Origin of the sequence: Cetobacterium sp., assembly GCF_051653945.1 — a bacterium.
In the GTDB taxonomy this organism is placed as follows: domain Bacteria; phylum Fusobacteriota; class Fusobacteriia; order Fusobacteriales; family Fusobacteriaceae; genus Cetobacterium_A.
The window spans coordinates 1-12,700 of the sequence record NZ_JBOFXD010000084.1 but is presented as its reverse complement, the minus strand read 5'-3'; the positions used below and the strand labels follow the sequence as shown (position 1 = coordinate 12,700).

At 30.7% G+C, this 12,700-nt stretch carries 12 protein-coding genes; 9 read left to right on the top strand and 3 right to left on the bottom strand.

The window, feature by feature from the left end; all coding sequences use genetic code 11:
* Positions 1-3 precede the first annotated feature (3 nt).
* From ACRC8M_RS09230 to ACRC8M_RS09195, 8 genes are all read left to right on the top strand, one after another.
* Entirely contained in the window at positions 4-2,484 is a 2,481-nt protein-coding gene (locus ACRC8M_RS09230) for a heavy metal translocating P-type ATPase (RefSeq protein WP_438528875.1), read from the top strand.
* 14 nt (positions 2,485-2,498) lie between these two features.
* Positions 2,499-2,786 (top strand): metal-sensitive transcriptional regulator, encoded by a 288-nt coding sequence (locus ACRC8M_RS09225; protein WP_438528874.1) that lies wholly within the window; start codon positions 2,499-2,501, stop codon positions 2,784-2,786.
* 75 nt (positions 2,787-2,861) lie between these two features.
* Positions 2,862-3,827, top strand: a complete 966-nt coding sequence (locus ACRC8M_RS09220; protein ID WP_438528873.1) for a BMP family lipoprotein — start codon at positions 2,862-2,864, stop codon at positions 3,825-3,827.
* Between the two features lie 66 nt (positions 3,828-3,893).
* Positions 3,894-5,075: a phosphopentomutase gene (locus ACRC8M_RS09215; protein ID WP_438528872.1), complete on the top strand. Its 1,182-nt coding sequence runs from the start codon at positions 3,894-3,896 to the stop codon at positions 5,073-5,075.
* 21 nt (positions 5,076-5,096) lie between these two features.
* The gene (gene deoD / locus ACRC8M_RS09210) at positions 5,097-5,801 is read left to right on the top strand and encodes a purine-nucleoside phosphorylase (protein WP_438528871.1); all 705 of its coding nucleotides are present in this window, start codon (positions 5,097-5,099) and stop codon (positions 5,799-5,801) included.
* A gap of 4 nt (positions 5,802-5,805) precedes the next feature.
* The gene (gene cdd / locus ACRC8M_RS09205) at positions 5,806-6,210 is read left to right on the top strand and encodes a cytidine deaminase (RefSeq protein ID WP_438528870.1); all 405 of its coding nucleotides are present in this window, start codon (positions 5,806-5,808) and stop codon (positions 6,208-6,210) included.
* 131 nt (positions 6,211-6,341) lie between these two features.
* On the top strand, positions 6,342-7,052 hold the full coding sequence (locus tag ACRC8M_RS09200) for a GntR family transcriptional regulator (protein ID WP_438528869.1): 711 nt from the start codon (positions 6,342-6,344) through the stop codon (positions 7,050-7,052).
* A gap of 164 nt (positions 7,053-7,216) precedes the next feature.
* Positions 7,217-8,647, top strand: coding sequence for an aspartate ammonia-lyase (locus tag ACRC8M_RS09195; RefSeq protein ID WP_438528868.1), 1,431 nt, complete (start codon positions 7,217-7,219; stop codon positions 8,645-8,647).
* Between the two features lie 31 nt (positions 8,648-8,678).
* Here the strand turns inward: ACRC8M_RS09195 and bioD are convergent, their stop codons facing one another.
* The 3 genes from bioD to corA form a co-directional block, all read right to left on the bottom strand.
* Positions 8,679-9,350: a dethiobiotin synthase gene (gene bioD / locus ACRC8M_RS09190; protein ID WP_438528867.1), complete on the bottom strand. Its 672-nt coding sequence runs from the start codon at positions 9,348-9,350 to the stop codon at positions 8,679-8,681.
* Complete coding sequence (gene bioB, locus ACRC8M_RS09185) at positions 9,340-10,329, bottom strand: biotin synthase BioB (RefSeq protein WP_438528866.1); 990 nt, start codon at positions 10,327-10,329, stop codon at positions 9,340-9,342. The genes bioD and bioB overlap by 11 nt, the downstream gene beginning before the upstream one ends.
* Positions 10,330-10,408: 79 nt before the next feature.
* Positions 10,409-11,458 (bottom strand): magnesium/cobalt transporter CorA, encoded by a 1,050-nt coding sequence (gene corA / locus ACRC8M_RS09180; protein ID WP_438528865.1) that lies wholly within the window; start codon positions 11,456-11,458, stop codon positions 10,409-10,411.
* A gap of 180 nt (positions 11,459-11,638) precedes the next feature.
* Here corA and ACRC8M_RS09175 point away from each other — a divergent pair, with 180 nt between their 5' ends.
* Positions 11,639-12,493 carry a hypothetical protein gene (locus ACRC8M_RS09175; protein ID WP_438528864.1) on the top strand — a complete coding sequence of 285 codons (855 nt, stop codon included), beginning with the start codon at positions 11,639-11,641 and terminating at the stop codon, positions 12,491-12,493.
* Positions 12,494-12,700 lie beyond the last annotated feature (207 nt).

Genomic DNA, 12,700 nt, shown 5'->3' with positions numbered 1-12,700 from the left:
AAAATGGAAAAAAGATATAGAGTTGGAAATGTAACTTGTCAAAGTTGTGTAGCTTTAATTGAAAAAATATTAAAATCAACAAATGGAGTTGAAGAAGCCAGAGTCAATTTAGCAACAGAGGAGCTATTTATAAAATTTGATGAAAAGGTTATAAAAGAGGACGAAGTAAAGAATAAAATAGTACCTTTAGGATATAGTTTAGATGAGGTTAAAGATTTAAAAACAGTTACATTTATTATAAAAGGTCTGCATTGCCAAAGTTGTGTAGGAACGGTTGAAAAAATTGTTTCAGGAATAAAAGGGGTAGAATCGGTAGTTGTAAATTTAGCTACAGAAAAAGCAACGGTTACATATGATTCAACTATAGTAAAATTGTCAGAAATTTTTCATATGATAGGGAAGTTTGGATATATTGGAGAGAGAATAACAGAAGAGGTTGTTGATAGAAGAGCTGAGGAGAAAAAACTAGAATTAAAAAAAGAGTTTAATGAATTTCTAGTAGCAATAATATTCGGGGCAATAATATTTTATATATCTATGGGAAGTATGGTGGGATTACCAGTTCCAAATGTAATTCACTATGATGTAAATCCATTACTTTTTGCAATGACTCAACTGATACTTTCTATACCTGTGGTTTATGTTGGTAGAGATTTTTATATATCAGGCTTTAAAAAGTTGAAGTCGAAAGCTCCTAGCATGGATTCTTTAATAGCTTTAGGAACAGGGGCAGCTTTTGTATATAGTATTTATGGAACTTTTAAAATATATGAAGGTGATGTTCAATTTGTTCATAATCTTTATTATGAATCTGGAGTAGTAATAATTGCTTTGATTTCTTTAGGGAAATATTTGGAGAATGTAAGCAAAGGAAAAACGTCAGAAGCTATAAAAAAATTAATGAGATTACAGAGTAAAAGGGCAAACCTCTTTAGAGAGGGAAAAGTGGTAACTGTAGATATTGAAGAGGTTGAAGTTGGAGATGTTCTTTTAATTAAGCCAGGAGAATCTATACCTACAGATGGAGTTGTTGTAGATGGAATTTCAAGTGTTGATGAAGCGATGCTAACTGGTGAAAGTATTCCTGTAAAAAAAATAGATGATAGTAAAGTTTATGGTGCAACAATAAATGGAACTGGAAGCTTGAAAGTAAAAGTTACTGAAACAGGTGAAAATACAACTCTTTCAAAAATAATAAGACTTGTAGAAAATGCCCAGGGTTCAAAAGCTCCAATAGCAAGAATGGCAGATATAATATCAAGTTATTTTGTGCCAATAGTTATAGGGATAGCTGTAATATCGAGTTTAATTTGGTATATTGTAGGAAGCCTAGGATTGATAGCTTTAAATGTTACACCAAGTGTATTTGCACTAACTATATTAATATCTGTTTTAGTAATAGCTTGTCCATGTTCCTTAGGTTTAGCAACACCTACAGCTATAATGGCTGGAACAGGTAGAGGTGCAGAGTTAGGGATTTTAATAAAGTCGGGAGAAGCTTTAGAAAAAACATGTAAAGTTGATACTGTAGTATTTGATAAAACTGGAACAATAACAGTTGGGAAGCCTACAGTTACAAATATACTTTCAAATAAACTAGAGGAAAATGTACTTTTAAAAGTTGTAGGAAGTTTAGAGCAAAATTCAGAACACCCACTAGGTGATGCAGTTATAAGAGAAGTCAATTTAAGAAAACTAGATATGTTTAGTGTACGAAGTTTTAACTCGATAACAGGGGAGGGTGTAACAGGGACTTTAGAAGATACACCTGTTGGAGATGTTGAAGTAATTGTAGGAAATAAAAAAATAATGGATAGATACTCTATAAATATAGATGAGCATATAAAAGAGGGAGAAGAACTTTTTGATCAAGGAAAAACAGTGATATATATAGCAGCAAAAGATACATATTTAGGTATGATTGCTATAGCTGATAAAGTAAGAGAAAGTTCTAAAAATGTAATTGAAGAGTTAAAAAATATTGGAATTGATGTTATAATGTTAACTGGCGATAATGAAAGAACAGCTAAAGCTATAGCTAAAGAGGTAGGGGTAACAAGAGTTATAGCGGAAGTTTCTCCTGAACAAAAATATTCACAGATAAAGAAACTTCAAATTGCAGGGAAAAAAGTTGCTATGGTAGGAGATGGAATAAATGATTCCCCTGCTTTAACTCAAGCAGATGTAGGAATAGCTGTAGGAGGAGGAGCGGATATAGCTTTAGAAAGTGCAGATATAGTTTTAATGAGTAAGAATATAAAGGATGTACCAAAAGCTATTGAATTAAGTAGAGCTACAATGAAAAATATAAAACAAAACCTATTTTGGGCATTTATTTATAATGGATTGGGAATACCTGTGGCGGCTGGAATATTATATCCGTTTACGGGGCACTTATTAAATCCAATGATAGCAGGAGCAGCTATGGCTATGAGTTCTGTTTCTGTTGTGTCAAATGCATTAAGATTGAAATGGTTTAAATAGTAACAGGAGGATTTATGGAAGATAATTGTTCAAATAAGGTATGCGGTGACAAAAAAAAATTAATTGCTAGAGCCAATAGAGTAGAGGGACAGATTAGAGGAATAAAAAGAATGATTGAAGAGGACGCATATTGTGATGATGTTTTAAATCAAATCTCATCAGCAAAAGCAGCATTAGATGGAATAGCAAAAGTAATACTAGAAAATCATTTAAGAAAGTGTGTTGTATCAGGGATAAAAAATAACGAAGAGAACAAAGTAATCGACGAATTAATATACACATTAGGAAAAATGATGAAATAATAGTAAATTTTTCTTTGATTTGAGAAAATAATATGTTAAAATTCAACTAGTATAAAGTTATTTAGGAGGGTATTAATGAGAAAAATAGTTACTTTTGTAATGTCAATGATGTTAGCAATTGGATTATTTGCAGCGAAACCAACTAAAGTAGGAATAGTTCTTTCTACTGGTGGATTAGGGGATAAGTCATTTAATGACGCTGCTTACAGAGGATTGGAGCAAGCACAAAAAGATTTAGGAATTGAATTTAAATATGTAGAACCTGCATCACCAGCTGAGGATGAAGAGTTCTTAAGAGAGTACGCTGAAGCAGGATATGATTTAATAATAGCTACAGGATTCCAAATGACAGAATCAGCAAGAACAGTAGCAGCAGATTATCCAGATGCTAAATTTTTAATGATTGATGATGTGATAGATTTACCAAATGTAAAGTCTATGGTATTTAAAGAGGAAGAAGGGTCTTTCTTAGTGGGAGTTATAGCTGGATTAATGACTAAAAATAATGCAGTTGGATTTGTTGGAGGAATGGAAAATCCTTTAATCAAAAAGTTTGAAGTAGGATTTAAACAAGGAGCAGAGTATGTTAATCCAAAGGTTAAATTCTTCTCTGTTTATACAACAGGACCAAATCCATTTAATGACCCAGTAAGAGGTAAAGAGAATGCAATTTCTGAAATTAACCAAGGTGCAGATGTAATATACCATGCAGCTGGTGGAACAGGAATGGGAGTTATCGCAGCAGCAAAAGAGAAGGGTGTATTTGCTATTGGTGTTGACTCGAATCAAGATGCGGTTGAGCCAGGAACAGTTTTAACATCAATGTTAAAAAATGTTGATGTTGGAGTTTTTGATACAGTTAAAGCTTTAACTAAGGGTGAATTCGTACCAGGATTAGCTGTTTACGGAGCGAAAGAAGATGGAGTTGGAGTAACTAACTTTGAATTCACAAAAGAGATTATTGGTGCTGAGAAACTTGCAAAGTTTGAAGAGATTAAAGCTAAATTAATGGCTGGAGAAATCAAAGTAAGCGATAAATAATAAATGAGGGGGCTGGTCATTTTTGATCAGCCTTTTGTTACCTTATAGAAAAGGAGATGAGTAGTTATGGAAAAGATAGAAAGAGTTACTTTAATAGTTCTAGATAGTGCTGGTGTAGGGGCATTGCCAGATGCAAAAGAGTTTGGAGATGAAGGGACAAACACATTAGGAAATATAGCTCTTACAACAGGTGGATTAAATTTAAAAAATATGGAACAGCTAGGATTAGGTAATATTACAGAAATTTTAGGTGTAGATAGAGTTGAAAATGCAAAGGGAGCATATGGAAAAGCAGCTGAACTTTCTAAAGGGAAAGATACAACAACAGGTCACTGGGAAATTGCTGGAATTATTCAAGAAAAAGCATTCCCAACTTATCCAAATGGGTTTCCTAAAGAGACAATAGAAGCATTTGAAAAAGCAACAGGAAGAAAAGTGTTGTGTAATTTACCATATTCTGGAACAGATGTTTTGGATGTATATGGAGAAGAACAGTTGGCAACGGGTGCTTGGATTGTTTATACATCAGCTGATCCAGTATTTCAAATAGCTGCTAATGAAGAGATAATATCTTTAGATGAACTTTATTCAGCTTGTAAAAAAGCTTTAGAAATTTGTAGTGAACTATCTCCTGTGGCGAGAGTTATTGCAAGACCTTACACAGGTAGAAGAGCTGGAGAGTTTGTAAGAACATCTAATAGACATGATTACTCTGTTGAGCCACCAATTGAGAGTATGCTAGATAGAGTTAAAAATTCTGGTTTAGATGTTATTGGAATTGGAAAAACTAGTGACATATTTGCTGGGGTAGGAATAACTGAAAGTAAAGGAACTAATAAAGATAATTTAGATGGGATTTTAAAAACTATCGAAGAATTAAAAAAAGATACAAAAGGAATTATATTTACAAATTTAGTTGATTTTGATATGAAGTATGGACATAGAAGAGATCCAAAGGGTTATAAATTAGCTTTAGAAGAGTTCGATAATTATCTTCCAGAAATTATGGAAAATTTAAAAGAGAATGAACTTCTTATATTGACAGCGGATCATGGATGTGACCCAACTTATAAAGGTAGTGACCATACAAGAGAGTATATTCCACTATTAGTATATGGAAAGAAGTTAAAAGAAAATGTTGATTTAGGAATTCAAAATGGGTTCTCAACAATAGCAGCAACTGTAGAAGATCTTTTATTAGGAAAAACTAATTTAAAAGGAAGTTTTGCTGATAAAATTATAAAATAAAAAGAAAACTAGGAGGGTAAAATGAGCGTACATATAGGAGCAAAAAAAGGAGAAATAGCAGAAACAGTATTATTACCAGGAGATCCATTGAGAGCTAAATGGATAGCAGAAACTTTTTTAGAAGATGTAGTTTGTTATAATGAAGTTAGAGGAATGTATGGATATACAGGAACTTATAAAGGGAAAAGAGTTTCTGTTCAGGGAACAGGAATGGGAGTTCCATCAATTTCAATATATGTTAATGAATTGATTAGAGAGTATGGAGTAAAAAATCTAATTAGAGTTGGAACAGCGGGGTCTTATAGAGAGGATGTTAAAATAAGAGATATAATATTAGCTATGTCATCATCAACAACATCAGGAATGAATAGATTGAGATTTGGTGGAGCAGATTATGCACCAACAGCAGATTTTGGATTATTTATGAAGGCAGCTGAAGCTGCAAAAACAAAAGGAATAGAAGTTAAGGGTGGAAATGTTTTAACTGCTGATGAGTTCTATGGAGATAATTTTGAATCGTATAAAAAATGGGCAGAGTTTGGTGTGCTTTGTGTTGAGATGGAAACAGCGGCACTATATACAATAGCTGCAAAATATAATGTAAAGGCTCTAACGATATTAACAATTTCAGATTCTTTAGTGACTGGTGAGGAAACAACATCTCAAGAAAGACAAACAACTTTAACAGATATGATTGAAATAGCATTAGAAAGTGTAGCGGAGTAATAATATGCAAAAAGAATTAAATGAAAAATTAATTTTAGAATATATAGATAAAGCTATTGCTGCTAGAGAGAATGCGTATGCTCCCTATTCAAAATTTAAAGTTGGAGCAGTATTAGTAGATGAAAATGGAAATGAAACTTCAGGAGCTAATATTGAAAATGGGTCATATGGGCTTTCAAATTGTGCTGAAAGAAGTGCAATTTTTGCAGCAGCAAGTAAAGGTATGAGAAAAATAAAGTTAATAGCTGTAGTTGCGGACACAACAGGACCAGTAAGTCCTTGTGGAGCTTGTAGACAGGTTATAAAAGAGTTTGCTGATGATGACACAATAATCATCTTAGGAAACCTAAAAAGAGATTATAAACTAATGACAATGGAAGAATTATTACCATATGGATTTGAACTTTAATTGAAAATAGAGGTGTATATCGCCTCTATTTTTTTTGTTGAAATATTGAGTTTGACAAACTAACTAGTATATTTTATTATAGAGGTATATTGTTTTAAAACTAAATGTGAAAAAAGAAACAAGGAGGAAAAATGTCAAGAGAAAATAGCAACTCTGCTTATGCGTATAAAATATTAAAAAGAAATATATTTGAATTGAATTTAAAACCTGGAAGTGAATTAAGTGAAAAAGTAATAGGTGAAAAATTAGGAATGAGTAGAACTCCTATTAGAGAAGCTTTGATATTATTAAAGCACGACCAGCTAATTGAAAGTATTCCACAAAAAGGAACGTTTGTAACAAAAATTAGTGCTCAAAAAGTTTTGGAAGCAAAAGTTTTGAGGGTTGCCTTAGAAACTGCAGCTTTTGAGAGGGTTATTGAAGCTTTAGATGAAGAGTTTATAGAGGATTTAAGAACAAATATAAAAATGCAAAGAGTTTATTGTGAGGGAAATCGTAATTATTTAGAGTTTCATAAAATGGATAATGATTTTCATAAGATGATTTTTGAAAAAGCTGGAATTCCTGGATTGTGGGAATTAGCTTTAAATGGAACGGGTCATTATCAAAGAGTGAGAGTTCTAAATGCTAAAAATAAAACAAGTGATATATCAGTTGTTAAAGAGCATGAGGAAATTTTAGAAGCGTTAGAAAAAAAAGATATAAATAAGTTAAGAGGGATGCTAGAACATCACCTAGGAAGAACTCTTTTAAAATTGAAAAAATTAGAGGCTGAGAATCCAGAATATTTTGAGATAAAAGAGGAAACAACTAAAGATGATACTTTTATATTACTAAAATAAAAAATCTATAAAAAACACTTGACTTTTATAAAAAAAACAGTATACTTTAAAACATAAAAGCACAAATGAACGGATAAAGAACGAAATGTTTATTTTCAAAAAAGAATAAAATGAAAATAAAGTTTTATAGTTTCGATGTTTTATGTTCTGGGGAAAATAAAGGGATGGTGAAAGATTTGGAAAAATTCAGATTAGAGAGTGATTCAATTGGAGCATTACAAGTTCCAGCAGATGCTTATTATGGGGTTCAATCATTAAGAGGAAAAAATAATTTCCATATTACGGGGTATAAATTAGGAAATGATTTTATTAAAGCTTTAGCTTATGTAAAAAAAGCTTCAGCTATAGCGAACTTAGAAGCAGGAATGTTGGATGAAGAGATTGTAAATGCAATAGTTAAAGCTTCTGAAGAGATAATAGAGGGTAAGTTTATGGATCAGTTTATAACTGATGTTATTCAAGGTGGAGCAGGGACATCAATGAATATGAATATGAATGAAGTAATTGCTAATAGAGCAGGAGAGCTGTTAGGAGGAGAACTTGGAAAGTATGATAAGGTTCATCCAAATGATCATGTAAATTATGGACAATCTACAAATGATGTGATTCCAACTGCAGGAAAATTAGCTTTACAAATGATGTCGGAAGAGTTATTAAAAACTTTAGAAAGATTAAATCTGACTTTGTTGGATAAAAGTATAGAGTTTGATAATGTTATAAAAATGGGAAGAACACACCTTCAAGATGCTGTGCCAATTAGATTAGGACAAGAGTTTAAAGCTTATGCTCAACCAATAGCTAGAGATATAAAGAGAATTAAGATAGCTTTAGAAGATTTAAAAACAGTTAATATGGGTGCAACTGCAGTAGGAACAGGAATTAACGCTGATACAAAGTATGTGGAGGATGTTGTTAGAATTTTATCTGAAGTTACTAATGTTGATTTTGTTCAAGCTGATGATTTAGTTGATGGAACAAGAAATTTAGATAGTTTTGTATGGTTATCTTCAGCATTAAAAGTAGCAGCTGTAAATTTATCAAAAATGGCAAATGATTTGAGATTAATGGCATCAGGACCAAAGACAGGATTAGCGGAAATTAATTTACCTCAACAGCAACCAGGTTCTTCAATAATGCCTGGAAAAGTAAATCCAGTAATTCCTGAAGTAATGAACCAAGTTTGTTTCCAAATATTTGGAAATGATCAAACAGTAACAAAAGCAGCAGAAGCAGGTCAACTAGAGCTAAATGTATTTGAACCAGTATTGTTCTTTAACTTATTCCAATCGATAGAAATTTTAAAGAATGGAGTTAATACTTTAATAGATAATTGTTTAGTTGGAATTACTGCAAACAGAGAAAGATGTCAACAACTAGTTGATATGAGTGTTGGAACAATAACAGCTTTAAATCCACATATTGGATATAAAAATGCAGCAGATATAGCTAAGACATCTATTAAAACAGGTGTTTCAGTAGTAGATTTAATTCTAGAAAGAAAATTATTAACAAGAGAGGAATTAGATATAATTTTAAATCCTTTTGAAATGACAAAACCAGGAATTCCAGGGAAAAGCTTATTAAAAAATAGATAATGTAAAAAAGAGGTCAAATTTTTGACCTCTTTTATTTTTTTAAAAATGAAATAAGTTTTTGTTCAGGTATTATATTATCTCCTTTATTGATAATAAGGTGGTTGCTGATTTGACTAGTTTCTAAAATTACTTTAATATTATCATCTTCATAAAACTCTCTTGTATAACTATTAAAAATAATACCTTGAATAGGTATTTGTTTTTCCTTTAAAAAGCTAAGAGTTAGCATTGTGTGATTTATAGCTCCAACCTTTGTAGAACAAACTAGTATCACGGGTAGATTTAAATCCTTTATAAAATCAAACATGAAATATTTATTCCGAATTATTGGAACATAGATACCACCAGCAGCTTCTATAAAAGTCGTTGAGTATTTAGACTTTAAAATGCTCCATTGATCAAAAATAGAGTCCATAGAAATAGGAATATTCTCTAGTTCAGAAGCCAAGTGAGGAGATACAGGACTTTTGAAAAGATAAGTAGTCATTTCAGGTTTTAAAGTTGTTCCAGCAAAATCACATAAAAATTTTGGGTCTAATGGAACTAATTTTTCATTTTCAAAATAGCATCCTGTTTGAATTGGTTTATAATAGCCAACATTGTAGTTTTTTAAAGATTTAAAAATAAGAGAAGATACGTAGGTTTTCCCAATATCAGTATCTGTACCTATAATAAAGTATCCTGTTTTTAGTTTATCTATCAAGGATAAATCCCTCCTTAACAATCATCTCTTTGTCAGAGGCTATAGTACTTCCTGTTGTTGTTAGAAAATTTCCAGTCAGAGCTGAATTGATTCCACCTTTAATTCCTTGGATTTCTAGCTCTCCAAGTTGAAGTCTTCCACCAGCATATCTTAAAGAGGAATCTGGATTTATGAAACGATAAACTGCGATTGTTTTAATAATTTCCATAGGATCTAAAGGAAAATAATCGGCCATAGGTGTTCCAGCAATAGGTGTTAAAAAATTTAAAGGTATAGATTTAACGTTTAAATTTTTTAGTTCAAAAGCCATATTTAATCTGTCGATTCTACTTTCCCCCAAACCAAAGATTCCTCCACTACAAACTTCCAAGCCTACTTCTTGAGCTATTAAAATTGTATCAACTCTATCTTGATATGTGTGAGTTGTACAGATTTTATCATAAAAGTCTCTAGAAGTTTCTAAGTTGTGGTGGTATGTTTTTACACCTGCTTCTTTTAAAGATTTTGCAGACTCTTTAGTAAGTAGTCCATGTGAAGCACATAGATGAATATTACTATTTTTTGTCATGTATTTATAAAGATTTGAAACTTCTAAGGTATCTTTTTCTGTAAGTAAGCCTCGACCACTAGTAACTAATGCAAAACGATTAGCACCCTCTTTCTCAACATTTAAAGCTAAGTTTAAAGCTTCCTCTTTATTAGTTAGAGGGTAAACAGGTGAAGCTGTTTTAAAGTGAGCAGATTGAGCACAATATTTGCAGTCCTCTGGGCATTTTCCTGACTTAGCATTCATTATAGTGCATAGGTTAAATTTGTTTCCACAAAAGAATTTTCTAATTTCATTTGCACAATCTGATAGAAAAAGAATATCATTTCTATTAGTATCTATATCTAAATTTATAAGCTTTGTAGCTTCGTCAAAAGTAATACTATCTCCATTAAGTATACTTTCTTTTAAAGTTAAAATAAAATTTTTCAAAAATATACACCTCATTTAATTATTTTTGATAAATATAAACTTCGTTATTAAAGTTCTCCTGTATGAAATTATAAATACATTACCACCATTTTTTCTTTTTGAAAAAATAAGCAGTTCCTAGAATAATTGATATCATTAAACTTAAAATAAAAAAGTATCCATATTTCCAACCTAGTTCAGGCATATATTGAAAATTCATGCCGTAAAGCCCAGCTAGAAAACTTAGTGGAATGAAAATACTAGAAATCATTGTTAAGACTTTCATAATTTCATTCATACCAGTACTAATAGTAGAATGGTAAAGTTGTAAAAGCTCATTTCCTCTATTGAAGAGTGCGTCGTTAGATTCGTTGGCTATTATAATGTGGTCTTGTAAATCACGTAAATAAATATCAATATCTTCACCTAAATACTCTTGAATATCTGAATCTTTAAACTTTGAAGAAACCTCTTTTAAAGGAGCTAAAGCTCTTCTAAATTGTAAAAGTTCTTTTTTTAACTCTAAGATTTTATCAAAATCCTCTTTTTTAGGTTCGGTAGTAACTTTATCTTCTAAATCATCGATTCTCTCTTCTAAATCTTCAATGATAACAAAATAATTATCAACAATTCTATCAATTAAAGAGTATGTAAGATATCCCTCTTTTTTAGTTCTAAGACGTCCATTTCTTTTTTCGATACGGCATCTGATACTATCAAAAACATCGAATGGATTTTCTTGAAAAGTTATTAAAAGATTTGAAAATAAAATAAAAGATATTTGTTCGTATTCATATTTATTTTTTTTGTTAGAGTGGGAAATCATTTTTAATGTAATGAAAATATACTCATCTCTAATTTCTAACTTAGGTCTTTGAGAGTTGTTTAATAAATCTTCCAAGATTAAGGAGTCAATATTAAAAGCTTCTCCAACTTTTTTAATGAGTTCAGTGTTATGAATTCCACCAATATTTAACCAATTGACATTGGAAGGGTGTAACTCAATAAAAAGATCATCTCTAAAAATAAAGCTATTTTTTTTAAAAGATTCATGATTATAAGTATAGTGAGTAATGGGAATTTCAACTGTAGAGTGTCTATCGCCCGTATACAAAAGAGTTCCAGGTTGTAATCCAACTTTTTTATTCAAAATAGTACCTCCTAGTGGATAGTATATTAATATATTATAATTAGTATATTACTATAAGTAAAAGATAAAAACAATATCTAATATATACAAAGGAATTAATTCTATGTAAATTAAAAAATATAAAAAAAGAGAGCTATATGTTAAAATAAAATTAATTATTAAAATATTAAGGAGCTAAAAATGAATTATTTTTTATTTTTAAATCACCCCAAAGGTAAAGAGGTATATAAAGTTAGCAAAGAGAGAGAAGAGATGTTAAAAGAACATTTTTCTAGAGTGGATGTTTTGGAGACTGAAGTTACAATGAGAGGAATAAAATATAAAGCACTTGTTGATTACTCAGCATTTTCTAATTTAGCAAATTTTGATTGTTTTAAATGTCAAGATCCTTGTTGTGCAGATAATCCAACAGTATATGAAAAAGTAACAAGAGATTTTGTTTTAGATAATATTGAAAGTTACAATAGAAAAACTAAGAATATAGATATTCTTTTAGAAAGTGGTTATGAAGTTGAAGATATAATAAAAAGTATAGAAGAGGATGAATGTATGGTGCCAAATGAAACTGTAGAAGCTGAAGTTTCATTATGTACATGTTCTTTTAAACCTAACAATGAATCGGTATTATGTTCGTTACACTCTATCTGTTTAGAAAAAAGTATGGGAGCAAAAGAGATTGTTGAAAAAAAGCCATTAGTTTGTAGTTTGTGGCCGATTGATATAATTTCAGAAGAGGATAAAAGTTTGCTTTATATAACAGTACCAGATGATTTTACTACAGGATTTACTATAGAGGATTATTACGATACTCCATGTATAAATAAAGAGCTTGCAAAAAGTTCAGCTTTTAGAAGAAAAAATCCTATAGGTTTTTTAGAAGATGAGTATGTGCCAATAATATTGGCATATGGAGAAACTTTGAAATATAGTTTAGGCGAAAAGTTTTATAATGATGTAAAAGAGAAGTTGGTGGAAGAGAATCTGATTTTTGCTGAAGAATTAATTATAAAAGAGAAACAAATTTTTAAAAAATAAAAAAACTTGTTGACGAAGTTTTGAAATTGTGATACTATAATTTTTGTCAGCGGGAAACACCGCCGACGAGAATTATAGAAAAGGACATTAACAACCGAATAGAGAAAATAGTCAGAAGTTATGAAAATAACAAAACGCCAGAAATGGCAAACCAATAAATGGTGTAAACGTAAGTCTTAGGACTTTAAATATATTTGAATGAAGAGT